The sequence below is a fragment of the Streptomyces sp. NPDC050703 genome (assembly GCF_040654435.1).
In the GTDB taxonomy this organism is placed as follows: Bacteria; Actinomycetota; Actinomycetes; order Streptomycetales; family Streptomycetaceae; genus Streptomyces.
This window is the reverse complement of sequence record NZ_JBFAHX010000042.1, coordinates 37,811-61,206: the sequence shown is the minus strand read 5'-3', so window position 1 is coordinate 61,206 and position 23,396 is coordinate 37,811. Positions and strand designations below refer to the sequence as shown.

25 protein-coding genes are annotated in these 23,396 nt (G+C 72.0%); 13 read left to right on the top strand and 12 right to left on the bottom strand.

Going from position 1 to position 23,396, the window contains the following annotated elements:
• From AB0I16_RS29445 to AB0I16_RS29435, 3 genes are all read right to left on the bottom strand, one after another.
• Nucleotides 1-369, bottom strand: a 369-nt coding sequence (locus AB0I16_RS29445; RefSeq protein WP_363252651.1) for a DUF3492 domain-containing protein, incomplete at its 3' end; no start/stop codon positions are given.
• Between the two features lie 261 nt (nucleotides 370-630).
• Entirely contained in the window at nucleotides 631-2,034 is a 1,404-nt protein-coding gene (locus AB0I16_RS29440; RefSeq protein ID WP_363252650.1) for a DUF3152 domain-containing protein, read from the bottom strand.
• An 8-nt stretch (nucleotides 2,035-2,042) separates the two neighbouring features.
• Nucleotides 2,043-3,038, bottom strand: a complete 996-nt coding sequence (locus tag AB0I16_RS29435) for an alpha/beta hydrolase (protein ID WP_363252648.1) — start codon at nucleotides 3,036-3,038, stop codon at nucleotides 2,043-2,045.
• A gap of 207 nt (nucleotides 3,039-3,245) precedes the next feature.
• Between AB0I16_RS29435 and AB0I16_RS29430 the strand changes: the two genes are divergently transcribed.
• The 4 genes from AB0I16_RS29430 to AB0I16_RS29415 all read left to right on the top strand — a co-directional run bounded on the left by AB0I16_RS29430 (nucleotide 3,246) and on the right by AB0I16_RS29415 (nucleotide 5,107).
• A complete protein-coding gene (locus AB0I16_RS29430) occupies nucleotides 3,246-3,467 on the top strand; it encodes a hypothetical protein (RefSeq protein WP_363252647.1) in 222 nt (73 codons plus the stop codon).
• 145 nt (nucleotides 3,468-3,612) lie between these two features.
• Nucleotides 3,613-4,254, top strand: a complete 642-nt coding sequence (locus AB0I16_RS29425) for a TetR/AcrR family transcriptional regulator (protein ID WP_363252646.1) — start codon at nucleotides 3,613-3,615, stop codon at nucleotides 4,252-4,254.
• A 139-nt stretch (nucleotides 4,255-4,393) separates the two neighbouring features.
• Entirely contained in the window at nucleotides 4,394-4,621 is a 228-nt protein-coding gene (locus AB0I16_RS29420; protein WP_266870582.1) for a DUF3107 domain-containing protein, read from the top strand.
• 216 nt (nucleotides 4,622-4,837) lie between these two features.
• Nucleotides 4,838-5,107 carry a hypothetical protein gene (locus AB0I16_RS29415; protein ID WP_363252645.1) on the top strand — a complete coding sequence of 90 codons (270 nt, stop codon included), beginning with the start codon at nucleotides 4,838-4,840 and terminating at the stop codon, nucleotides 5,105-5,107.
• A 102-nt stretch (nucleotides 5,108-5,209) separates the two neighbouring features.
• On the opposite strand, the gene AB0I16_RS29410 is transcribed toward AB0I16_RS29415, so the two are convergent.
• Nucleotides 5,210-5,947, bottom strand: coding sequence for a ferritin-like fold-containing protein (locus AB0I16_RS29410; RefSeq protein ID WP_363252644.1), 738 nt, complete (start codon nucleotides 5,945-5,947; stop codon nucleotides 5,210-5,212).
• Between the two features lie 463 nt (nucleotides 5,948-6,410).
• Between AB0I16_RS29410 and AB0I16_RS29405 the strand changes: the two genes are divergently transcribed.
• Nucleotides 6,411-8,630: a DEAD/DEAH box helicase gene (locus AB0I16_RS29405; protein ID WP_363252643.1), complete on the top strand. Its 2,220-nt coding sequence runs from the start codon at nucleotides 6,411-6,413 to the stop codon at nucleotides 8,628-8,630.
• A 299-nt stretch (nucleotides 8,631-8,929) separates the two neighbouring features.
• Nucleotides 8,930-9,814 carry an alpha/beta hydrolase gene (locus AB0I16_RS29400; RefSeq protein ID WP_363252642.1) on the top strand — a complete coding sequence of 295 codons (885 nt, stop codon included), beginning with the start codon at nucleotides 8,930-8,932 and terminating at the stop codon, nucleotides 9,812-9,814.
• A gap of 64 nt (nucleotides 9,815-9,878) precedes the next feature.
• On the opposite strand, the gene AB0I16_RS29395 is transcribed toward AB0I16_RS29400, so the two are convergent.
• Complete coding sequence (locus AB0I16_RS29395; protein ID WP_363252641.1) at nucleotides 9,879-10,808, bottom strand: NYN domain-containing protein; 930 nt, start codon at nucleotides 10,806-10,808, stop codon at nucleotides 9,879-9,881.
• A gap of 237 nt (nucleotides 10,809-11,045) precedes the next feature.
• Between AB0I16_RS29395 and AB0I16_RS29390 the strand changes: the two genes are divergently transcribed.
• Nucleotides 11,046-11,198 carry a hypothetical protein gene (locus tag AB0I16_RS29390; protein WP_164551819.1) on the top strand — a complete coding sequence of 51 codons (153 nt, stop codon included), beginning with the start codon at nucleotides 11,046-11,048 and terminating at the stop codon, nucleotides 11,196-11,198.
• Nucleotides 11,199-11,279: 81 nt separating this feature from the next.
• Here AB0I16_RS29390 and AB0I16_RS29385 read toward each other — a convergent pair whose 3' ends face one another.
• From AB0I16_RS29385 to AB0I16_RS29375, 3 genes are all read right to left on the bottom strand, one after another.
• On the bottom strand, nucleotides 11,280-11,885 hold the full coding sequence (locus AB0I16_RS29385) for a MarC family protein (RefSeq protein ID WP_062779879.1): 606 nt from the start codon (nucleotides 11,883-11,885) through the stop codon (nucleotides 11,280-11,282).
• Nucleotides 11,886-12,007: 122 nt separating this feature from the next.
• Nucleotides 12,008-12,889 carry a PHP domain-containing protein gene (locus AB0I16_RS29380; RefSeq protein ID WP_363252640.1) on the bottom strand — a complete coding sequence of 294 codons (882 nt, stop codon included), beginning with the start codon at nucleotides 12,887-12,889 and terminating at the stop codon, nucleotides 12,008-12,010.
• 158 nt (nucleotides 12,890-13,047) lie between these two features.
• On the bottom strand, nucleotides 13,048-13,689 hold the full coding sequence (locus AB0I16_RS29375) for a DUF6758 family protein (RefSeq protein ID WP_363252639.1): 642 nt from the start codon (nucleotides 13,687-13,689) through the stop codon (nucleotides 13,048-13,050).
• A gap of 173 nt (nucleotides 13,690-13,862) precedes the next feature.
• Here AB0I16_RS29375 and AB0I16_RS29370 point away from each other — a divergent pair, with 173 nt between their 5' ends.
• A complete protein-coding gene (locus tag AB0I16_RS29370) occupies nucleotides 13,863-15,116 on the top strand; it encodes an MFS transporter (RefSeq protein ID WP_363252637.1) in 1,254 nt (417 codons plus the stop codon).
• A 151-nt stretch (nucleotides 15,117-15,267) separates the two neighbouring features.
• On the opposite strand, the gene AB0I16_RS29365 is transcribed toward AB0I16_RS29370, so the two are convergent.
• The gene (locus AB0I16_RS29365; protein ID WP_363252636.1) at nucleotides 15,268-15,852 is read right to left on the bottom strand and encodes a suppressor of fused domain protein; all 585 of its coding nucleotides are present in this window, start codon (nucleotides 15,850-15,852) and stop codon (nucleotides 15,268-15,270) included.
• 500 nt (nucleotides 15,853-16,352) lie between these two features.
• On the opposite strand from AB0I16_RS29365, the gene AB0I16_RS29360 reads away from it, so the two are divergent.
• Together AB0I16_RS29360 and AB0I16_RS29355 are read left to right on the top strand one after the other, a co-directional pair.
• Complete coding sequence (locus AB0I16_RS29360) at nucleotides 16,353-17,480, top strand: magnesium and cobalt transport protein CorA (RefSeq protein WP_363252635.1); 1,128 nt, start codon at nucleotides 16,353-16,355, stop codon at nucleotides 17,478-17,480.
• A 55-nt stretch (nucleotides 17,481-17,535) separates the two neighbouring features.
• Nucleotides 17,536-18,048, top strand: coding sequence for a hypothetical protein (locus tag AB0I16_RS29355; protein WP_363252634.1), 513 nt, complete (start codon nucleotides 17,536-17,538; stop codon nucleotides 18,046-18,048).
• A gap of 31 nt (nucleotides 18,049-18,079) precedes the next feature.
• On the opposite strand, the gene AB0I16_RS29350 is transcribed toward AB0I16_RS29355, so the two are convergent.
• On the bottom strand, nucleotides 18,080-18,850 hold the full coding sequence (locus AB0I16_RS29350; protein ID WP_363252633.1) for a hypothetical protein: 771 nt from the start codon (nucleotides 18,848-18,850) through the stop codon (nucleotides 18,080-18,082).
• Nucleotides 18,851-19,039: 189 nt separating this feature from the next.
• Here AB0I16_RS29350 and AB0I16_RS29345 point away from each other — a divergent pair, with 189 nt between their 5' ends.
• The 3 genes from AB0I16_RS29345 to AB0I16_RS29335 are packed head-to-tail and all read left to right on the top strand — an operon-like array spanning nucleotide 19,040 to nucleotide 22,081.
• Complete coding sequence (locus AB0I16_RS29345; RefSeq protein WP_363252632.1) at nucleotides 19,040-20,320, top strand: CBS domain-containing protein; 1,281 nt, start codon at nucleotides 19,040-19,042, stop codon at nucleotides 20,318-20,320.
• Nucleotides 20,307-20,903 (top strand): DUF1003 domain-containing protein, encoded by a 597-nt coding sequence (locus AB0I16_RS29340; protein WP_363252631.1) that lies wholly within the window; start codon nucleotides 20,307-20,309, stop codon nucleotides 20,901-20,903. The genes AB0I16_RS29345 and AB0I16_RS29340 overlap by 14 nt, the downstream gene beginning before the upstream one ends.
• Nucleotides 20,904-20,947: 44 nt before the next feature.
• Entirely contained in the window at nucleotides 20,948-22,081 is a 1,134-nt protein-coding gene (locus AB0I16_RS29335) for an Mrp/NBP35 family ATP-binding protein (RefSeq protein ID WP_363252630.1), read from the top strand.
• Between the two features lie 66 nt (nucleotides 22,082-22,147).
• Here the strand turns inward: AB0I16_RS29335 and AB0I16_RS29330 are convergent, their stop codons facing one another.
• Nucleotides 22,148-22,816, bottom strand: coding sequence for a hypothetical protein (locus tag AB0I16_RS29330; protein ID WP_363252629.1), 669 nt, complete (start codon nucleotides 22,814-22,816; stop codon nucleotides 22,148-22,150).
• Between the two features lie 120 nt (nucleotides 22,817-22,936).
• Nucleotides 22,937-23,395, bottom strand: a complete 459-nt coding sequence (locus tag AB0I16_RS29325; protein WP_363252628.1) for a sec-independent translocase — start codon at nucleotides 23,393-23,395, stop codon at nucleotides 22,937-22,939.
• Nucleotide 23,396: the final 1 nt, after the last annotated feature.

Sequence of the window (23,396 nt, the reverse complement as noted above, 5' to 3'; positions counted from 1 at the left end):
GGGGCCGGCCCGGGCTCCGGCTACGGCGCCGGAGCCCGGACCGGCACCGGATGCGGCGCTTCGGCACACCGCCTCCGCCAGCTCCGAGAAGCACGCGAGGAAGCGCCGCCGCGCCCCGCGCCCCCGGCCGCCCCGCGGTCCCGCGCGGTAAAGCGCGCGGTCGTCGGCGGTCCAGAGCGGAGCCGTCCGCACCCGGGTGACGTTGGGCGGCAGTTCGACGCGCCCCCGCGCCTCCTGCTGCTCGCTGCGGCTGAGCGCGTAGACGTCGAACTCGTGCGGTTCCAGACCGCGTACGAGCCGGTCGCACCAGAGCCGTGCCTCACCGGTCAGATACGGATAGCCACCCTCCGTAAGCAGTGCGACGCGCACGAGTGCACCCCCGATCTCCCGCTTGGGGAGCCGCCGTTGGCCCGGCGGCTCGCAGCGGGAAGAACGTATGCGGTCATGCGGGTGGCGCGACGGACGGTTGTCCATCGCGCCACCGGAAGGGGTGAACGGTCGTAACTTTCTCGCGCCGGTGGCGTTCCGTCGCGCTATGCCGCGCCGACGGCCCGCTTCCGCTACGGAGAGTCACTCCGCGGCGGGCTCGTCGCGGGGCCTCCCGCCGGAGCCACGGCCCCGGCGGCGCCGTCAACCCTTGGGAAACGCCCAGGGGTTGGCCTTGCACTTGATGCCGTCGTGGTCGAGGAACTTGGTCTGCTGCTGCATCACGGGCGCGAGATCGCCGCTCTTGGAGCAGTCCGTGTGGTTGAAGCCGAGCCGGTGGCCGACCTCGTGGTTGATCAGCATCTGCCGGTACGGGTAGATGTCGTCGCCGTAGGTCTTCGCGCCCTGCGCCCAGCGATAGGCGTTGATCATGACGCGTTCCGTCGCCGCGGAGTCACAGGAGACATTGTCCTGAGTGGTGTCGAGACCGGATTTCGCGCACCACTTCGCGGTCGTCACCGGACTGGCCAGGGTGATGACGAAGTCCGGCTTCCCCGACATGATCCGCTCGAAGGTGCGGGCGCCCTCGTGGGCCCAGCTCCGCTCGTCGTTCAGGGTCTTGTGCACGGCGTCGGCGAAGAGCGGACCGTCGAGACCGAGCCCCTTCTCCACGTCGACGCGGTACCGGAACCGCTGCCCCTTCCCGGGGGCCTCCGCGATCCCGCCCACGGCCTCGAAGTCGCCGGACGCGCTCAGCTTCGCGTCCAGCGGGGTCTTCTCGCCCATCTTCCGCTCGTACGAGACCGCGGGGGCCTCGGGCGCCTTCACCGGCTTCCGCCGCTCGTCCGAGCGGGACGCGGGGTCCTGGGTGTCACGGTCGGCGCCGCCCGCGGCGGCCCGGCTCCCGGTGTCGTCGGGGTCCGCGCCGTCGGCGACCTGACCGGCCACGACGACCGCGAGCACGGTGGTCAGCGCGGCGGCCGCGACGCTCGCGTAGACGCGGCGGTTCCGCCTGCCCTTCCCGCCGTCCTCGTCACTGCCGTCGCCGAGGTCGCCGTCGCCCGCGTAGGACACCTCGTCCCCGGGCCGCGGCTCGACGTCCTCCCACGCGGTGACGGAGGCGTACGGATCGCGGGGCGGCGGAGGCCCGTCGGGGGCCGGCGCGTCCCCGTCGGCGAAGGCGGCCACGTAGTCCTGGCGGGGGCCCCGCCCGCGCGGCCTCGGCATCGTGGGCGGCGCCGCCGGATGCGCGGCGTCCGCGCGCGGCCCGGCCTCGGCACCGCCGACCTCGCCCCAGCCGCCACCGGCCTCCCGCTGCTCCGGATGTCCGCCGCGCGCCTGTGGCACGCCGTGCGCGGGGGTGCCGTACGGGGAAGCGGGGGTGCCGTGCGGAGGGGTGCCGTCCGAGGGAGCGCGGGTGCCGTGCGGAGGGGTGGCGTCCGAAGGGGCCGGGATGCCGTGTGCCGGGGTCCCCTCGTCGCCCGGCGCGCGCCTGCGGCGGCCCGTGCCGGGGCCCGGCCGCGGGACCGCGCCCTGCGAAGGAGGCGCATCAGAGGTGCCGATGTGGTCAGTCGTGTCTGCCGGAACCCGGCGGCTGTGCCGTCCCACGTGCCGCCTCAGCTCCCTGATTCCGTGCGCGAGCCGCTGGGCCCGGCATTGGCGGCGGTGTCGGCCAGAAGTTCACGGAAGGCCGTGGCCACCGTCTCCGGGTCCTCCATCATCGCCACGTGACCCGCGTCGGGCAGCGTCAGGAGCCGCGAGTCGCGGAAGGCGTTCGCCGCCCTGCGTGCCATGCGGTAGGAGACGAGCAGGTCGCGCGCGCCGTAGACGAGCAGGGTCGGGGCGAGCACGCGCTCGGCCTGCCGCCACAGGCCGTGCTGGCCGCCGAGCGTGTACGCGTTGACGATGCCGCGCGCCGAGCGGGCCATCGCGTCCCAGAAGTAGGGGAGCTGGAGCCTGCGCTCCATCTCCCGCACCGCCGCGTCGAAACCTTCCTGCGTCACCCTGCCCGGGTCTCCGTAGCAGAGCCCCAGCACGCCACGGACCCGCTGCTCGGCCGTCCACTCCCTGGTCAGGCGCGTGAAGAGCGCCGCCACGCCCGGCAGCGCGAGCAGCCCTGTGGGCACCGCAGTGCGCTGCACCCGCAGCTCCGGCAGGGCGGGCGAGACCAGCGTCAGCGTGCGGACGAGGTCGGGACGGACCGCGGCGACGCGGGTGGTGATGGCGCCGCCGAGCGAGTTCCCCACGAGGTGGACGGGGCCGCGCGAGCGGGCGTCGAGATAGCGGATGACCGCGCGCGCGTGCCCGGTGACCGAGTAGTCGCCGTCGTCCGGCGGCGGTGAGTCCCCGAAGCCCGGCAGGTCGACGGCCTCGCAGTCGACCACGTCCGCCAGGAGCGGCATCAGGGCCGACCAGTTCTGCGAGGAGCCGCCGAGCCCGTGCACGAACAGCGCGGGGTCGAGACCGGAACGGACCGAGGGCCGGGAACGCACCGTGAGCGAGAGCCCGGGAAGGCCGACCGAGTCGAGCCGCTCACCGTCCGCGACCGCCACGGTGCCCGGCTTGGGAGACGCCGTGGTGGCCAGCAGATTCGGCAGATCGGTCGAAGACATGCGGCAATGTTACGAGACGATCACGCGGTAGTTCACGTGTTCGCCGTCACAGACCGCGCAGGGACGCGCAGGGACGCGCAGGGACCACGTAGCGCCCCACCCGGGATGCTCCTACGCTCAGAGAAAGCGGACGAAGGCTCATACAAAGCGGGCGAAGAGGGCACTCGCACCGGGAAGGGCCAGCCACCGCACGGAAGAGAGCCATAGATGAGTGTCGACCCGACCGATCCCGAGACCTTCGAGACGGAAGAGAACACCACCACCGAGGCCGCCGTCGAGGCGCCCGAGGCGGACACCGCGGAACAGCACGCCGATCTCGCCCCGAGCAGGGACGACTCCCTGCAGGACGCGGACCCGGGCGCGGCCAGCGAGGCCGACCTGGCCGAACAGGCCCGCGTGGTCACCATCGACGAGGACGACTACCGCTGACTCCTGACCGTGTTTGCCCTGCTGCATACCGATTCAGCGGGCATCCGGTCCGTGAAATTCTGCGCCCGCACCGCACACAGCACAGTTACCGAAAAGTACGATGGCGGCGCGGCGCTCACCGCACATGGACGATTTGGGAGGCGGCGTGACAGCCATCGAGCAGACAGAGGCGGCCCGGCCACGGGGCACCCGCCTGCCGCGACGGGCCCGGCGCAACCAGCTTCTGGGCGCGGCCCAGGAAGTCTTCGTCGCACAGGGTTACCACGCCGCCGCGATGGACGACATCGCCGAGCGCGCCGGGGTCAGCAAGCCGGTGCTCTACCAGCACTTCCCCGGCAAGCTCGACCTCTACCTCGCCCTGCTCGACCAGCACTGCGACTCGCTCCTGCAGTCGGTCCGCACGGCGCTGGCGTCCACCACGGACAACAAGCTGCGCGTCGCGGCCACGATGGACGCCTACTTCGCGTACGTGGAGAACGAGGGCGGCGCCTTCCGCCTGGTCTTCGAGTCGGACCTGACGAACGAGACCGCCGTCCGCGAGCGCGTCGACCGCGTGACCCTGCAGTGCGCCGAGGCGATCTGCGAGGTCATCGCCGAGGACACCGGCCTGCCCAGGGACGAGGCGATGCTCCTCGCCGTCGGCCTCGGCGGGTACTCCCAGGTCGTCGCGCGGTACTGGCTGGCCAGTGGCAGCACGGTCCCCCGCGACAAAGCGGTGGAGCTGCTCACCTCGCTCGCCTGGCGCGGCATCGCGGGCTTCCCGCTGCACGGCACCGAGGGCCACTGACACCTCGTCCCTTTGTTCCCGTTCCGTGTTCGCTACCGGCGTTCACGGCCGCGTCCTTACCCGTCGCCGCACCGGGCTAATGTGTGCTGGGTACGGCGCGGACGGCCGCGCACAGTTTGACCGTCGGAGGGACAAAGCCGTGGAGGTCAAGATCGGCGTGCAGTACGCGCCCCGCGAGATCGTGCTGGAGAGCGGCCAGAGCGCCGAGGAAGTCGAGCGCGCGGTGTCCGAGGCGCTGACCGGCAAGTCGCCGCTGCTGAGCCTCGTGGACGACCACGGCCGCAAGGTCCTGGTTCCGGCCGACCGCCTCGCGTACGTCGAGCTCGGCGAGCCGACCGCGCGCAAGGTGGGCTTCAGCGCCCTGTAGTACCGCGCCACCGCGTCACCGCGGTGGTCGCGGCGACGAGTACGGCCCGGTGGTCTGCCGACCACCGGGCCGTACTCGTGCCGGCACCGAGCCGTATCTGGTGACAGGCATACGGGATGACCTATGGGGCGTCCGATCATGGAGGGTTGCGTTCCGGCCGCCGGGGGTAGACCGGGTAGGACCGATTTGCACCTGGCTGCGAGGGAGGGCACCTCTGTGATTCTGGAAGCACTCGGCTCCGCCCTGCTGGGTCTCGCCCTGGCTCTGACCACGGCACACCGACTGGGCCACCGGCTGCCGAAGCGCAGCCTCGTCCTGTCGACGGGCCCGGTGGGCGCGCTCGTCGGCGCCTTCATCACGCACATGGCGCTCGGCCCCGGCCACGCCGTCGCGACGCTCCTGGGAGCGGTCGCCGTATCGGTGGCCCTGCTGAGCCTGCTCATCCGTCCCACCCACGGCAGACTGCGCCGCTCGGCGACGGCCTGACCGCCGCCAGACCGGGCGGTGCGCCGCCGCCACGCGCGGCGGACGCGCCGCCACCGTTCTTCGGCGGCAGCCGCCACCGTCTTTCGGCGGCAGCCCCTCCGGCTAGGCCGCCAGACCCAGCGCCGCCATCCGCTTCGTGTGCGCCTCGGTGATCCGCGAGAACATCCGGCCCACCTCGGCGAGGTCGAACCCGTCGGCCACGCCGCCGACCAGCATCGTCGACAGGGCGTCCCGGTCGGCGACGACCCGCTGCGACTGCGAGAGCGCCTCGCCCATCAGACGACGCGCCCAGAGCGCGAGCCGTCCCCCGACGCGCGGGTCCGCCTCGATCGCGGCCCGCACCTTCTCCACGGCGAAGCTGGCGTGGCCGGTGTCGTCGAGCACCGCGAGGACGAGTTCGCGCGTGTCGGCGTCGAGCCTGGCCGCCACCTCGCGGTAGAAGTCACTGGCGATCGAGTCACCCACGTACGCCTTGACCAGGCCCTCCAGCCAGTCCGACGGCGCCGTCTGGCGGTGGAAGCCGTCGAGCGCGGCGACGAAGGGCTCCATGGCCTCCGTCGGCTCGGCACCGATCTCCGAGAGCCGGTCCCGCAACTGCTCGAAGTGGTGGAACTCCGCCGACGCCATCTTCGCGAGTTCCGCCTTGTCGCCGAGCGTCGGCGCGAGCTTCGCGTCCTCCGCCAGCCGCTCGAACGCCGCCAGCTCTCCGTAGGCGAGCGCGCCGAGCAGGTCCACGACCGCGGCGCGGTAGTGCGGCTCGGCGGAAGCCGTCGCCCAGTCCTGGGCGGCGACCCCGGTGGGTTCGGCGGCGGGTTCAGCGGCGGTGTCAGGCGTCTCCATGAACCGCACAATAGCCCGCTCGCGGTACCCCGTAAGGACCTGGCCAGTGACTGTGACCGCGACCATGTGACGAATTCGCCGGACACGCATGCGAGATTCCGGGGTACAGTGGTAATGCGCCCGCTGAGTGTTCGGCGGGCTTAACGAATGAGGATGCCCGGTCGGTGGCCCGATCGGCTCCGACCCGACAGCCCTCCGGGCGGGCCGCGCAGCTGCGGACTGCACGAGGAGGGAACCTCAGCGGTAAGAGCGCTCGAGCGCCGGCAGTGGTCCCGCGCCCCCGGCCCGCCCGACAAGCGGCCGGCGGTAGTGGCACGGTCACGACCCCCAGCGTTCGCCTCGCGCCGCGTCTCACAGAAGAGGCATAGCCCTGACTACGACTTTCCGAGAGCTCGGGATTCTTCCCGAGACGGCCGAGGCCCTAGAAGCCGTCGGCATCATCAACCCCTTCCCCATCCAGGAGATGACGCTCCCCGTCGCCCTCTCCGGCACGGATGTCATCGGCCAGGCCAAGACCGGCACCGGCAAGACGCTCGGCTTCGGCCTCCCGCTCCTGGAGCGCGTGATCGTCCCCGCCGACGTCGAGGCCGGCCGCGCCACGCCCGAGCAGCTCACCGAGGCGCCGCAGGCCCTCATCGTGGTCCCCACCCGCGAGCTGTGCCAGCAGGTGACGAACGACCTCCTGACGGCGGGCAAGGCGCGCAACGTCCGCGTCCTCGCCATATACGGCGGCCGTGCGTACGAGCCGCAGGTCGAGGCCCTCAAGAAGGGCATCGACATCGTCGTCGGCACGCCGGGCCGCCTCCTGGACCTCGCGGGCCAGCGCAAGCTCGACCTCAAGCACATCAAGTGCCTGGTCCTCGACGAGGCCGACGAGATGCTCGACCTGGGCTTCCTGCCCGACGTCGAGAAGATCATCAACATGCTTCCGGTGAAGCGCCAGACGATGCTGTTCTCGGCGACCATGCCGGGCGCCGTCATCGGCCTCGCCCGCCGGTACATGTCGCAGCCCACGCACATCCGCGCCACCGCGCCGGACGACGAGGGCCAGACCGTCGCGAACACCAAGCAGTACGTGTACCGCGCGCACAACATGGACAAGCCCGAGATGGTCTCGCGCATCCTGCAGGCCGAGGGCCGCGGACTCGCGATGATCTTCTGCCGTACGAAGCGGACGGCCGCCGACATCGCCGAGCAGCTGGAGCGCCGGGGCTTCGCCTCGGGCGCCGTCCACGGCGACCTCGGGCAGGGCGCGCGCGAGCAGGCGCTGCGCGCGTTCCGCAACGGCAAGGTGGACGTGCTCGTCTGCACGGACGTCGCCGCGCGCGGCATCGACGTCGGTGGCGTCACGCACGTCATCAACTACCAGTCCCCCGAGGACGAGAAGACCTATCTGCACCGCATCGGCCGCACCGGCCGCGCGGGCGCCAAGGGCATCGCGATCACGCTGGTCGACTGGGACGACATCCCGCGCTGGCAGCTCATCAACAAGGCGCTCGACCTCGGCTTCAACGACCCGGTCGAGACGTACTCCAGCTCTCCCCACCTCTACGAGGACCTCGACATCCCCGCGGGCACCAAGGGTGTCCTGCCGCGCGCCGAGCGGACCCGTGCGGGTCTGGGCGCCGAGGAGATCGAGGACCTCGGCGAGACGGGCGGACGCGGGCGTGGCGGCGGTCGCAGGGACCGCGGCCGGCCGGCCGCGGCGGCCCCGGCCCAGGCTCCGGAGCAGGAGCGCCCGGCGCGTACGCCGCGCCGTCGGCGCCGCACCCGGGCCGGCAACCCGCTGGACACCGCGGCGGCCACGCCGGTGACCACGGAGGCCCCCGAGGCACCGGCACCCACCGCCGCGGAGCCGCGCACCCCGCGGCGGCGCCGCAGGACGCGTGGGGGCGGCGGCGCGGACGCGGCGGTCGCCGAGGCCGTGATCCCCGAGACGGTCGCCCCGGAGGCAGTGGTCCCCGCTGCGGTCGTCGAGACGGCGGTCGCCGAGGCGGCGGTGGCCGAGGCTCCCGTCGCCGAGAAGCCGAAGCGGCGCACCCGCAAGGCCGCGCAGCCGGCGGCCGAAGCCGAGGCTCCCACCGAGGCCCCGGCCGAGGAGAAGCCGAAGCGCCGGACGCGGAAGGCCACGAAGCCCGTGACCGAAGCCGCGGTCGCCGAGACCCCGGCCGAGGACAAGCCCAAGCGCCGCACCCGCAAGACCGCCGAGCCCGTCGCCGAAGCCGAGGCCCCCACCGAAGCCCCGGCCGAGGAGAAGCCGAAGCGCCGGACGCGGAAGGCCACGCAGCCCGTGACCGAAGCCGCGGTCGCCGAGACCCCGGCCGAGGACAAGCCCAAGCGCCGCACCCGGAAGACCGCCGAGTCCGTCGCCGAAGCCGCGGTCGCCGAGACCCCGGCCGAGGACAAGCCCAAGCGCCGCACCCGCAAGACCGCCGAGCCCGTCGCCGAAGCCGAAGCCCCCACCGAGGCCCCGGCCGAGGACAAGCCCAAGCGCCGCACCCGCAAGGCCACGCAACCCGTCGCCGAGGCGGAGATTCCGGCGCAGTCGTCGGAGGAGCCGAAGCCGCGTCGCCGTACGCGGAAGGCGGCTGCCGCTCCGGAGTCGACGACCGAGGCCGCCGTCGCCGCGCCCCGGCGCCGTACGCGCAAGAAGGCAGAGCCCGTGGAGACCCCGGAGAGCTGATACTCCGCCCCTCCGCAACGCGAAAGGCCCGCCCCCGCCGGGGTGGGCCTTTCGCGTTGCCCGGCACCCGAGGCCCCGAGCCGTCGGCTCACCCCGCGGACCGGCGCCCGCCCCGCTGTCCTCGGCGACCCGCCCACTCCGGAGTACCGGGCGGGCGGACGGACGAACGGGCGGGAAACCCGCCGCGAAACGGCGAGAACAGGGAGACGCGCGGCGCAACGCCCGCCCACCCCGCGGAGTACCGACACAGCAGAGGCCCCCACCCCCAAGGCCCAGGGGCCGGCATTAGCCTCGGTGTCATGAGCCGGCCCCCCACCTTCACGCCCCCGCCCTGCGCGGCGGCCCGCCCCCTCCACACCCCGCGCGGCACCTTCGCCACGCTGGACGCGGCCCCTGCCGGGGGCGCCGAGGCGCGAGGGACCGTCCTGCTGCTCCCCGGCTTCACCGGCAGCAAGGAGGACTTCATCGCCCTCCTGGAGCCCCTGACCGCCGCCGGCTACCGCGCCGTCAGCGTGGACGGCCGGGGCCAGTACGAGACGGCGGGCCCCGCGGACGTGGCGGCGTACGCCCAGGAGGAGCTGGCCCGCGACGTCCTCGCCCAGGCGGCGGCCCTGGGCGCCCCCGCCCCGCCGCACCTGCTCGGCCACTCGCTCGGCGGCCAGATCGCCCGCGCTGCCGTACTCCTCGCCCCGGACGCCTTCGCCTCGCTCACGCTGATGTCCTCGGGCCCCGCGGCGATCGTCCCCGCGCAGCAGGCCCGCGCCAAGATGCTGGCGGACGCCCTCGCCGTGCTGTCGATGGAGGAGGTCTGGCAGGCGATGCGCGCCATGGAGCCGCCGCCCCCGCAGGACGCCGACACGGGGGGCGCCACGGCCGAGGGGGACGACGACAGCGAGGCCCTGCGCGCCCGCTGGCTGCGGCACAACCCCGCCCAGCTCATCGCCACCGGCGGCCAGCTCTCCCGGGAGCCGGACCGCGTGGCCGAACTCGCCGCCGCGCCGCTGCCGAAGCACGTGGTCTCGGGCGAGCGCGACGACACCTGGCCCGTACCGCTCCTGGATGACATGGCGAGCCGCCTGGGCGCCCACCGCACGGTGATCGGCGGCGCCGAGCACTCCCCCAACACGGACCGCCCACGGGAGACGGCAGCGGCCCTGACGGCCTTCTGGGACGGCCTGCGGTAAGGCGCCGGTCCCGGCCCCCGCACAGCCCCCGCGCGCAGGGTGTACGTACCCCCTGCGCACGCCCTCAGTACAACGTCTGCAAGTGCTCCCAGAACCCGTCCCGCAGCGCCCTCCGCAGATCGGACTGCCCCCGCAGCGAGTACTGCAACAGCCGCTCGGCCTCCACCAGCAGCTCCTGGTCCACGGAGCCGGGCAGGTACGGGTGGCCCGGCAGCAGCCCGGCCAGCGCCTCGCGCCCCCGCGCGGAGAGCCACTTCGCGGCGATCTGCGCGCCGACGAAGCGGACGTCCTCGCGGGAGGGCCGCTGCGCGGTGGGCCCGGCCTCGTACGTCGTGACGGCGCGCCGGCTCACGTACGGCTTGAAGAAGTCCAGGTCGAACGTGCGCTGGCTGTCGACCTCCCACAGCAGCGGCTCGGCCTGGTTGCGGCCCTCGGGTGCCTCGATGCCCCAGAGGTGGACGCGCGCGCCGTACCCCTGCGCGGCCTCGACCGCCGAGACGAGGTCCTCGTCGCCGCCGATGAGCGCGGCGTCGCTGATGGCGCGGTGCCTGGCCAGTGATTCCAGGTCGCTGCGGATGAGGGAGTCGACGCCCTTCTGCTGGTTGTTGGCGTTGAGGTTGCCGAGCCTGACCTTGACGTCGGGCAGCTCCGCGATCGACTGCTGTTCGGTGGTGTGGATGCGGCGCCTCGCGCCGTCGTACCAGTAGACCCGCAGCAGCCTGCTGTCGGCGAAGATCGTGCGGGCCTTGTCGATGAGCGCCTCGATGAGCCCCTCGGCGTCGAGGTCGAAGGCGCGCCGGTCCTCGGTGCCGGTGGCGAGCCGTCCCGCGGCCGCGTACAGGTATCCCGCGTCGACGAAGATCGCGTGCGTGGACGGCGTCTTCGCCACTTCGGCGAGCATGCGTTCGAGCAGCCCGTTGGTGCGCTCCAGCTGAGCGCTGATGTCAGCGGCACCGGGGCCGTGCTCGGCTGCGCTGTGGTCGGCGTCGTTCATAGGAGACCCAGTCTCCCGCTGGTCACACAGCGAACACAACCGGTGCCGCTACTCGCAGGTAATTAGGTACTCGAAAAATTTCCTTAGCGTAGGGAATGTTTGCAGGGGGCAACTCGTTTTACCCATCAGGAACGCTGGGCACAGTAGCCCGGCAACCCGCACTTATCGGACAGGCAACGGCCTGGCCGTCCCAGTAGTTCTCCTTCAGGAGGATGACCAGACGAAGGGAGAAGCCCTATGCGCTTCGAAATCATGCGACTCGACGACGTCGACGGCAACGCCGTGGACAGCACCGTCGTGGACGCCGCCTCCGTCAACCGGATCGTGCAGCAGGCCGCAGCGATAGGCCAGCGCATCTACATCCGCCCGGCCGACTCCTCGGCCTCGTAACGCAGACGACGCAGCAGACGACGAAGGCCCCCGTGCGGACCGGAGGAATCCGGGTTCCGCGCGGGGGCCTTCGTACGTGCGTCACGCGCCGTTGATCACCTGCGTGACCCCGTTGATGATCTGCTGTACGGCGATGGCGGAGAGCATCATGCCGGCGAGCCGTGTCACGAGGACCACCCCGCCGTCCTTGATGACGCGGATGATCAGCAGCGAATACCGCATCACCAGCCAGAGCACCACGTGCATCGCCACGATCGCCGACCAGACGGAGACCTGCGTACCGACGCTGTCGGCGTCCTGGACGGCGAGGATGACCGACACGATGGCGCCGGGCCCGGCGAGCAGCGGCATGCCGAGCGGGACGAGCGCGACGTTGACGTCCTTGGTCTGCTTCGGCTCGTCCGTCTTGCCGGTGAGCAGGTCGAGCGCGATGAGCAGCAGCAGGAGGCCGCCCGCGATCATCAGCGCGGGGACGGAGACGTGCAGGTAGTCCAGGATCTGGTGGCCCACGAGGCCGAACACCGAGATCACGCCGAAGGCGACGCAGACGGCCTGGAAGGCCATCCGCTGCTGCACCTTGGCGGGACGTCCCGCGGTGAGGCCGAGGAAGATCGGGGTGATGCCCGGCGGGTCCATGATCACGAACAGGGTGAGGAAGAGGGAGCCGAAGACGGCGACGTCGAACACAGTGATGCCTTGCAGAGAGTCGTAGCAGGTCGTACGAAGGGCCGCGCCGACCGGCGCCGGGCGCGAGGGCACGGCGGCCCGCCGCCGCGGAACGGTGGGGAGCGGTGAGGGAGAAGAGGGTCTTACGCGGCCGGGCTTCCGCCCGCGCCCGGTACGGGGAAGGCGCCCGTGGCCCGGCGGGTGATCTCGCCGTAGACCTCGGGGTCGGTGGTGAACTCCCCGAGCACGCACGTCTTGCGGCTGCCGTGGTAGTCACTCGATCCGGTGGCCAGCAGGCCGAGGTCCGCCGCGAGGCCGCGCAGCCTGGCGCGGGTCTCGGGGGCGTGGTCCATGTGGTCGGTCTCGATGCCGTCGAGGCCCGCCGCGGCGAGCTCCCCCACGACGGCCTCGGGCACGGTCCGGCCGCGCTTGGCGGCGGCGGGGTGCGCGAAGACGGTGACACCGCCGGCCGCCTTGACCAGGCGGACGGCGTCGAAGGGGTCGAGCTCGTGCTTCTCGGCGTAGGCACGGCCGCCGTCGGCGAGCCACTGCGGGGTGAAGGCGTCGGAGACGGTGGGCACGACGCCCAGCTCGACGAGGGCCTCCGCGATGTGGGGGCGGCCGACGGAGCCGTCCCCCGCGATCCGCGCCACCTGCTCCCAGGTGACGTCCACGCCCAGCTCACGGAGGCTGGCGATCATCGTCTTCGCGCGCGGCACCCGGTCGTCGCGGACCAGCTCGCGCTCACGGGCGAGTTCCGGCTCGTCGGGGTCGAAGAGGTACGCCAGCATGTGCACGCCCACGCCGTCGAGGCGGCAGGAGAGTTCCGCGCCGGTGACGAGGGTCAGCCCCGCCGGCTCCGGCAGTCCGCGCACGGCGGCGATCGCCTCCGCGTGGCCCCGCGTGGTGTCGTGGTCGGTCAGCGCGACGACGTCGAGACCCGCGGCGGCGGCGTTGCGCACCAGCTCGGCGGGGGTGTCCGTGCCGTCGGAGGCGGTGGAGTGAGTGTGCAGATCGATGCGCACGATGCTGACTCCAGGCTCTGACGTGGGCGGACGGCGGGGACGCTCAAGGATAACGGGACCCGGACGCTCCCCCGGCCGCTGCCGACGAGGCGTCCCTCACGGCGACCGCGGCGCCCCCGGGGCCGAAGCCGCCGTGAAGCCCCGCGGAACCGCCGAGGTCACGGGGTGAGCAGCCGCGGCGACAGCGCCCCGCACGGCAGCAGGTCCACCTCGGCGCCCGCGTCCCGCAGGTCGGTGAGGACCAGTTCGTCGTACATCAGGAGTCCCGACTGCTCCGGCCAGGCGATGGCCCACAGCCACAGGCCGCGCGCCTCGCCCGCGAAGACCGCGCGGTCGTCCGGCGTTCCCGACACGTGCCAGAGCGCCGTGGGGCGCCCCGCGGCGAGCACCTTGGTCTGCGGTGGCTTGTCGACGTTCATACAGGGCCCCGGATCGGGTCCTTCGATGCCCGCGTACCGCGCGCCGAGGCCGACGCCCAGCTCCTCCGCGACGAGCACCAGCTCGCCCACGCCGCCGAGCGGGGCGGGCCCCGAGCAGGCCACCGCGGTCGCCCTGCCGCCGCTCCTGTCGTCTCCCGCGCAGGCCACGCCCGTGAAGAGCCAGCCGACCGGCAGCGGCCACGGCATCCACACCGGGACCTGGGTCCGGTGCACCACGACCTGGACCGCCTCGACGCTCGGCGGGATCACGGGCTGCAGCGGATACACGGTGCCGTGCGCGTCGCACTGCCAGGAGTCGGCAAAGAGACCGGGAGCCCTGACCCGGCCACCACACTTCGGGCAACTGGGTTCGCCCCTCATGCTGCCCAACGGTCCTCCCCGGCCGCCCCCTCGTCAAGGACGATCACCCGTCCGGTGGCCCTGTCACCGGGCAAAACTAGATGTAACTTGCATTCATTAGCCTCGCTAACTTAATGTATGTATACGTCAACGATTTCTGTCGACCGCTGTGGAGACAGCGAAGGAGCGGCTGTATGAACAGCAGCACAGGGGTTCCCGCGGAAGGGGACCCGTTCGACGCCGGGGCGGGCGGCATCCTGCGCCAGCCGAAGGCCGTGTGGGCCACGGCAGGCGCGTCCGTCGTCGCCTTCATGGGCATCGGGCTCGTCGACCCGATCCTGCCCTCCATCGCCGAGGGCCTGGACGCGAGCGCGAGCCAGGTCTCCCTCCTGTTCACCTCGTACTTCCTGATCACCGCCCTCGCGATGCTGGTGACCGGCTTCGTCTCCAGCCGCATCGGCGGCAAGAAGACCCTGCTCCTCGGCCTCGCCCTGGTCGTGGTGTTCGCCGGCCTCTCGGGAACCTCGGGCTCGGTCGGTGAACTCGTCGGATTCCGGGCCGGCTGGGGACTCGGCAACGCGCTCTTCGTGTCGACCGCCCTCGCCGTCATCGTCGGCGCGGCGGCCGGCGGCAGCGCCGCCGCGATCCTGCTGTACGAGTCCGCGCTCGGCCTCGGCATGGCCTGCGGACCGCTGGTCGGCGCGCTGCTCGGCGACGCGAGCTGGCGCTACCCGTTCTTCGGCACCGCCGTGCTGATGGCGATCGGCTTCCTCTGCATCACGGCGTTCCTGAAGGAGCAGCCGCGGCCCGCGAGGAAGACCTCGCTGCTCGACCCGGTCAAGGCGCTCGGCCACGGCGGGCTCGCCTCGGCGGCGGCCTCGGCGTTCTTCTACAACTACACGTTCTTCACCGTGCTGGCCTTCACGCCGTTCGTGCTGGACATGACCCCGTACAAGTCCGGCGCGGTCTTCTTCGCCTGGGGCGTGCTGCTCGCGGTCTTCTCGGTGCTCGTCGCGCCGCGGCTGCAGGAGCGGTTCGGGTCGCTGAGGGTGCTCGGCGGTTCGCTGGTGCTGCTCGCCGCGGACGTGCTCGTGCTCGGCTACGGCAACCACACCACCGCCATCGTCTGCACGATCCTGTCCGGCGCCTTCATCGGCGTGAACAACACCGTCTACACCGAACTCGCCCTCGGCGTCTCCGACGCGCCGCGCCCGGTGGCGAGCGCCGGCTACAACTTCGTGCGCTGGTTCGCGGCCGCTGCCGCGCCGTTCTTCGCACCGAAGATCGAGGAGTGGAGCGACATCCACATGCCGTTCGTGGTCGCGGCCGTCACGGCGGTGCTCGGCGCGGTCGTCGTCCGGCTGCGCCGCGCGTCGCTGACGCGCGAGGCCGAGGAACTGGAGCCGAAGCACGCCTCCGAGGACGGCGTCGGCGCCTTCGCCGGCTGACCCGCCCGGCCGACCCGCCTCTCGGGGACCCCCATGCGGCCCCTGAGGGGACGTCGGCCCAGTTCCTGAGGGAGCCTCAGCTCAGCTCCTGAGGGAGCCTCAGTCCGGCTTCCGAGGGGGCCGGGCTTCAAGTTCGGCTTCTGAGGGGGCCTCAGTCCAGCGGTACGGACTTGCGCAGCGGATCGCGCAGATCCGTACCGCTGTTCAGCCAGCGCTCCTGGAGGGCCGCCGCACCGTGCACCCGCTTCCACGCGGCCTCGTTCGGCGTCATGGGCAGCAGCGGCAGAAAGCGGACCGGGTCCATGGGGGCGTCCAGGTCCAGGTCCTCGACCAGCCCCCCGGACTCCGCGACGAGCACCGAGGTGAACGGCGCGCCGGGCCACAGCGGCTCCCCGACGTCCAGTGAGGCGCCGGGCGCCACGACGAGGCCCTCCACCTGCGGCGAAGCGGCGAGCACCGCGAGCGGGCGCAGCACCTTGTCCGTGTCGGCGAGACCGCCGCGTACGGAGAGCACCAGCTCGGCGCGCGGACCCTTGACCGGGTCGGCGAGCGCGGCGGTCGGGTCGGTCATCGGCTGGGCGGACATGCCGAGCGTGGCGTAGCGCACCACGTCGCCGTCCGTGAACCGCAGCACTTCCACGCGGTCGGTGCCGAGGAAGGTCACCGCGGCGCGCGCGCCGGGTTCTCCGAGGCCAGTGCGGAGACGGGCCTCGACCAGCGCAAGAACATCTGCCATGACGCGAGCATAGAACTCGTCAGGGGAGGGCAAAGCGGGGGCTTGACACTTCAGTCGGCTGATAGTGTTGGCAGCTGGCTCAGGGCAGCACGCAGAAGCGTCGCTTTCAAGCCCTGCAGACAGACACTGACTCTGCGCCACGGGCGCAGAGGGCGCATGGGACTTCCCTTACGGGGGACCGGCCGGAGGAGGTGGGGCTGCAATGGACCGAAGTCGACCGTGCAGTACCACCCGCTCTTCCGCCCGGTGATCCACGCAGCCCGGTAGCTGCGCACGCACACACACGCACCTCACGCACTGTTCGTGCCGTGTGCGACGGAAGAGCACTTCGTTTTCACCTGATCTGTCTGAGTTATCTGATCTGTGTCAGTAGCGAAGCTGCCACCGCGACGGTGCGGTGCTCCCCGCTTTGCGGACGTGCCAAACATTTCTTTCGCAGGACGTCCCCATTCCGGGCAGTTCCAACCGTTGCAGGCGGCCTCCGTCGAAGGAGCCTGCCCATGTCGATGATCCGCGACCTCCGTGCCGCCGTCCGCCCCTCGCTGCGCAAGGAGGGCGGCCCCTACTCCGGCTCGTACGACTCCTACGACGCCACCCGCGACGCCGCGTCAGCCGTCGTCGACTGCGCCGTCTACCGCGACGGACGGCGCCTGGAGTGCGCCGACACCCTCTCGCCGCACGAGGCGATGCTCCAGGTGCGCCGCGAGGGCGGCTTCGCCTGGATCGGGCTGCACGAGCCCACCGAGGCCGAATTCGCGGGTATCGCCGCCGAGTTCGGGCTGCACCCGCTGGCCGTGGAGGACGCGGTCCACGCCCACCAGCGGCCCAAGCTGGAGCGGTACGACGACACGCTCTTCACCGTCTTCAAGACCATCCACTACGTCGAGCACGCCGAACTCACGGCCACCAGCGAGATCGTGGAGACCGGCGAGGTGATGTGCTTCACCGGCCGGGACTTCTTCATCACCGTCCGGCACGGCGGACACGGCTCGCTGCGCGCCCTGCGCCGCCGTCTCCAGGAGGACCCCGAGCTGCTCGCCAAGGGCCCCTCCGCGGTCCTGCACACCATCGCCGACCACGTCGTCGACGGCTACATCGCGGTCGCCGACGCCATGCAGGACGACATCGACGAGGTGGAGACCGAGGTGTTCTCCGCCCCGAGCAAGGGCAAGGGCTCCGCGCGCGGCGTCGACGCCGGGCGGATCTACCAGCTCAAGCGCGAGGTCCTGGAGTTCAAGCGGGCCGTCTCCCCGCTCCTGCGGCCGATGCTGCTGCTCAGCGAGCGGCCCATGCGGCTCGTCGACCCCGACATCCAGAAGTACTTCCGTGACGTCGCCGACCACCTGACGCGCGTCCAGGAGCAGGTCGTCGGCTTCGACGAACTGCTCAACTCGATCCTCCAGGCCAACCTCGCGCAGGCCGCCGTCGCGCAGAACGAGGACATGCGCAAGATCACCTCGTGGGCGGCGATCATCGCCGTGCCGACGGCCGTCTGCGGGGTGTACGGCATGAACTTCGACCACATGCCGGAGCTGCACTGGCGGTTCGGCTACCCGATGGTCCTCTGCCTCATCGGCGGCGTCTGCTACGCGATCCACCGGACCCTGAAGCGCAACGGCTGGCTCTGAGCGCCGGTCACTCCGCCCTTCGGTCGCCCCGGGCGCCAGTCGATAGGCTGCCGCCATGACTGCTGACCCGTTGCTCGACCGCGCCCTCGTCGAGGAGGCCACCAAGAAGTCCGGCCTCATCTGGGTGCGGGGCGAGGGATCGCCCGCCCGGGCGCTGTGGCACGTCTGGCACGAGGGCGCCGCGCACCTGGTCGGCGACGGCCCCGGTGAGCAGCCGCTGCCGGGCCTCGTCGACGGGGGCTCCGCCGAGGTGACCGTACGCAGCAAGGACAAGGGCGGGCGGGTCGTCGCCTGGACGGCCGAGGTCCGCGAACTGCCGCCCGGTTCCGAGGCGTGGGAGGCGGCCGTCGCCGAGCTGAAGGGCAAGCGGCTCAACGCGCCGGACGCCGAGCGGATGACCGAGCGGTGGGCGCGGCAGTGCAGGGTCGTGCGGCTGGCGCCGAGCGGTGTCGTCCCGGGGCTGCCCGACGACTCCCTCGCCGCGGCGCCGCTGCCGAGCGCGGCGACCACCCGGCTGCCGGCCCCGGTGGCCCTGCCCCGGCTGCTCCTCAGGCGGAGGCGGGGCTGACGCCCCCGCGTTCCCGGCCGTCCCGCGGCCGCTACGACGTCGGCAACTGCTTGCCGTAGTCGACCATCTCGGACGTGCCCGGCTCCCGCAGGGGGAAGTCCTTGTTCCACTCCGTCAGCTTCAGCGTGCCCGCGTGGCCGCCGCGCTCGAACCGCAGCGGGTACGGCCGGCCGTCCAGGGCGACGCTGAGCGTGCCGCCCGCGCCCTGATCACCGGTGATCTTGATGGTGCGTATGGCGCCCGTCTTGCCGCGGTCGCCCTTGGCCAGCTTGCCGTGCAGCGTGAGCATGCCCGCGAGGAGCACGCCCTTGTCGGTGAAGCCGCTGAGCTGCTCGTACGCCGGGTCGCCCTTCGGCACCTTCACATACTTGCCGTCCAGCTTGGCGGCCGCCGCCTGGTCCGCCTTCCGCGGCTGCTCGCCGTCGCCCTCGTGCGTCCAGAACTCCGAGCCGGCCTTCAGGAACAGCTGCTCGCCCACACGGAGCAGCTGGAACGTCTGCCCCTTGGAGGTGACGGAACCAGTGCCTCCGTCGTCCTTCAGCCGCATGTCGAGGGAGTAGGTGTGCCCCTTGCTCACCACCGTGCCGGAGAGCCTGACCCCCGACGCCGCCTCCGCGACCTTGCCGGCCCTGCTCTGGATCTTCGAGGCCGAGAGCCTGCCGACGCCGTTCGTGCCCGCGTCCGGGTCCTCGCCGCCGCCACCGCACCCGGTCAGACTCGTGGTGCCCGCGACCACACCGGCGCACACCGCGCCCACGAACGCTGCCCTGCGGACTCGGCTGGCCAGGGGAAGTGCGGTCACAGGTGGCGCTGCCTCTCGTGCGGACGGCCTACGGCTACGGCAGTACGGCAGCGTACCTGGGCCGGACGAGTGACCCGGCGCCAGTCCGTACGGACCCTCCGCCGGGGCGTCGGCGACCGGGACGGGCTAGCCTGAAGTCCGTATTGGCGGACGAAACGCCGGAAACCCGCAGCAGGAGGAGGCGCACGCATGGCGGCAGGCGCCCCCCGGGTGTTCGTGTCACACCTCTCCGGCATCTCCGTCTTCGACCCCAACGGCGACCAGGTCGGACGCGTCCGCGACCTCGTGGCGATGCTCCGGGTGGGCCGCAGGCCCCCGCGGCTGCTCGGCCTCGTCGTCGAGCTGGCGACCCGGCGCCGCATCTTCCTGCCCATGACGCGCGTCACCGGCATCGAGTCCGGCCAGGTCATCACCACCGGCGTGCTCAACGTACGGCGCTTCGAGCAGCGGCCCACCGAGCGGCTCGTCCTCGGCGAGATGCTCGACCGCCGGGTCCACCTCGTCGAGACCGGCGAGGAGGTGACCGTCCTCGACGTGTCGGTCCAGCAGCTTCCGGCCCGCCGCGACTGGGAGATCGACCGGATCTTCGTACGCAAGGGCAAGGCAGGCACCTTCCGGCGCAAGGGCGAGACGCTCACCGTCGACTGGGGTGCTGTGGACGGCTTCTCCCTGGAGGAGCACGGGCAGGGCGCCGAGAACCTCCTCGCCACCTTCGAGCAGCTGCGCCCCGCCGACCTCGCCAACGTCCTGCACCACCTCTCCCCCAAGCGCCGCGCCGAGGTGGCCGCCGCCCTCGACGACGACCGGCTCGCCGACGTCCTCGAAGAGCTGCCCGAGGACGACCAGATCGAGATCCTCGGCAAGCTGAAGGAGGAGCGCGCCGCCGACGTCCTGGAGGCCATGGACCCCGACGACGCCGCCGACCTCCTCGCCGAGCTGCCCGAGGAGGACAAGGAACGCCTGCTCACCCTGATGCAGCCGGCCGACGCCGCCGACGTGCGCCGCCTCATGGCCTACGAGGAGCGCACCGCCGGCGGGCTGATGACGACCGAGCCGATCGTGCTGCGCCCCGACGCGACGGTCGCCGACGCCCTGGCGCGCGTCCGCATGGAGGACCTCTCCCCCGCGCTCGCCGCCCAGGTCTACGTCTGCCGTCCGCCCGACGAGACGCCGACCGGCAAGTACCTGGGCACCGTGCACTTCCAGCGGCTGCTCCGCGACCCCCCGTACACGCTCGTCGGATCGATCATCGACGACGACCTGCAGCCCCTGGCGCCGGGCGCCGACCTGCCCACCGTCGCCGGGTTCTTCGCGGCGTACGACATGGTGGCGGCGCCCGTCGTCGACGAGGGCGGCTCGCTGCTCGGGGCGGTCACGGTCGACGACGTACTGGACCACATGCTGCCCGACGACTGGCGTGAGACGGAGTTCCATCTGGAGGAGGAGGCGGCGGACCATGGCGGCGGCTGACCGGGAGCGCGAGAACCGCGCCGAGCCGCGGACCCAACGGTTCCGCCTCGACCAGCCGCGCACTCCGCGCCCCAAGCTGCTGCCGGACTACGACCCGGAGGCGTTCGGCCGGCTCTCGGAGCGGATCGCGCGCTTCCTCGGCACCGGCAGGTTCATCGTCTGGATGACGGTCGTCATCATCCTGTGGGTGGTGTGGAACGTCACGGCCCCCGGCCACCTGCGCTTCGACCAGTACCCGTTCATCTTCCTGACGCTGATGCTCTCCCTCCAGGCGTCGTACGCCGCCCCGCTGATCCTCCTCGCGCAGAACCGCCAGGACGACCGCGACCGCGTCAACCTCGAACAGGACCGCAAACAGAACGAGCGGTCGATCGCGGACACCGAGTACCTCACCCGCGAGATCGCCTCGCTGCGCATGGGACTCGGCGAGGTGGCGACCCGCGACTGGATTCGCAGCGAGCTCCAGGACCTGGTCAAGGAGCTGGAGGAGCAGCGGATCGGGCAGCATCCCGAGAGCCGGCCGGAGAACCGCGTGGTATTCCCGTCCGACGGCGGACGGGGACGTGACGCAGACGACCGCTGACGGGCCTTTCCCGCCGGGGGTTACCGCGCCGTACTATCGGTTCCATGGCTACGGAAGACGCGGTGCGTGAAGCACTGGCGACGGTGAACGACCCCGAGATCCACCGACCCATCACCGAGCTGGGGATGGTCAAATCGGTGGACATCGCGGCCGACGGGACGGTGGCCGTCACCGTGTACCTCACGGTCTCCGGCTGCCCGATGCGCGAGACGATCACCAAGAACGTGACGGACGCGGTCGCCGCCGTCGAGGGCGTCACGCGGGTCGACGTCACGCTCGACGTGATGAGCGACGAGCAGCGCAAGGAGCTGGCGGCCGCCCTGCGCGGCGGGACCGCCGAGCGCGAGGTGCCCTTCGCCAAGCCCGGCTCGCTGACCCGTGTCTACGCCGTCGCGTCCGGCAAGGGCGGCGTCGGCAAGTCCTCGGTCACGGTGAACCTCGCGGCGGCGATGGCCGCCGACGGCCTCAAGGTCGGCGTCGTGGACGCGGACATCTACGGCCACTCCGTGCCGCGCATGCTGGGCGCCGACGGCAAGCCCACCCAGGTCGAGAACATGATCATGCCGCCGTCGGCGAACGGCGTGAAGGTCATCTCCATCGGCATGTTCACCCCCGGCAACGCCCCGGTCGTCTGGCGCGGCCCGATGCTGCACCGCGCCCTCCAGCAGTTCCTCGCCGACGTCTACTGGGGCGACCTCGACGTCCTGCTCCTCGACCTGCCGCCGGGCACGGGCGACATCGCGATCTCCGTGGCGCAGCTCGTGCCGAACGCCGAGATCCTCGTCGTGACGACGCCGCAGCAGGCGGCGGCCGAGGTCGCCGAGCGGGCGGGTTCCATCGCCGTACAGACCCACCAGAAGATCGTGGGCGTGGTGGAGAACATGTCGGGGCTGCCCTGTCCGCACTGCGACGAGATGGTCGACGTGTTCGGCACGGGCGGCGGCCAGAAGGTCGCCGACGGGCTCACGCGGACGACGGGCGCCACGGTGCCGGTCCTCGGCTCCATCCCGATCGACGTCCGTCTGCGCGAGGGCGGCGACGAGGGCAAGCCGGTCGTCCTGACCGACCCGGACTCCCCCGCGGGCTCGGCCCTGCGTTCCATCGCCGGCAAGCTGGGCGGCCGTCAGCGCGGCCTCTCGGGCATGTCGCTGGGGATCACGCCGCGCAACAAGTTCTGAGGAGCCGCCGTACCCCGAGAGCGCGCCGCGGGGCGCTCTCGGGGGCGCGCTCCGGCTCGCCGCCGGTCAGGCGTACGCGCTGATGTCCTTGACCACGGCGAAACCCAGACCGTACGGGCTCATGCCGCGCCCGTAGGCACCCAGGTGCACGCTCTCCTTCGTGGAGCCCGCGATGACCCAGCCGTACTCGGACTCGCGGTAGTGGAAGGGTGTGGGGACGCCGTCCACCGGCAGGGAGAGCGACGACCAGTCGGCGCCCTCCAGATCGTCCGCGAGGACCCACGCCGTCTCGGTCTGCTGGTCCAGCCAGTCGTCGCGCAGCGTGTGTTCCATCTGGCTCGGCCAGGTGTGCGACAGGAGCCCCACCCCGGCGAGCCAGGCCGCCGACGAGACCGACGTGGCCTCCAGGACACCGGTGCCGTCCGCGGTGCGCCGCACCGGATTGGCCGCGACCGTCACCACGACCGTGAAGCGCTCGTTGTCGCTGTTGCCGATGGTGCCCTCACCGCGGACCGACGGCTCCTCGCCGTGGCCGATCGAACCGTGCTCCACCGAACCGTCCGCCGTCGCGCCGACCTGCATCAGCCAGCGCGGTCCCGTGAAGGCCTCGTCCAGGCCGTACCAGGGGAAGGGCGCCAACAGGTAGCCGTCGACCGTGCGCCGGGCGGAGGGCGCCGCTTGTGCGGTGCCGTCCGCGACCGCCGCCTTCGTGCCCACCCGACTCGTCGTCTCCATGTACCCGGCCGCCTCCTCGCTCTCGTAGGTCCGGAGCGGCCCGCCCCCCTCGGGCGTCCTCACGCCGGACAACAAGGCAGGATAGCCACACCGGTGGGCGGCGACGGGTCAGGCGAGGCCTCAGGTGGCGTCCGCGTCGAACGGGGGACGGTCGCCGGAGGAGGGGTTCGCGGGCTTCTTCTGCATGTCCACGCGGGTGCCGGACGAGGAGGCGGCGGTCTCCGCGGAGGCCGGGGACGTGGAGTCGGAGTCGCTGTCGCGGCCGTGCACGGCGTCCGCGACCTCGTTCATCTCCTTCTTCAGGTCGAAGCCGTTGCGGATCTCCTTGAGCCCGAGCTCGTCGTTGTCCAGCTGCTTGCGGATGAACTTCTTCGGATTCAGGTCCTCGAACTCGAAGTCCTTGAACTCCGGGCCCAGCTCCTGCCGTATGTCCGCCTTCGCGCTGTCCGAGAACTCCCGGATCTTGCGGATCGTGCGGGAGACGTCCTGGATGACCTTCGGCAGCTTGTCGGGACCGAAAATGAGCACGGCGAGGACGACCAGCGTCACTATCTCGAGTGCGCCAATGTCATTGAACACC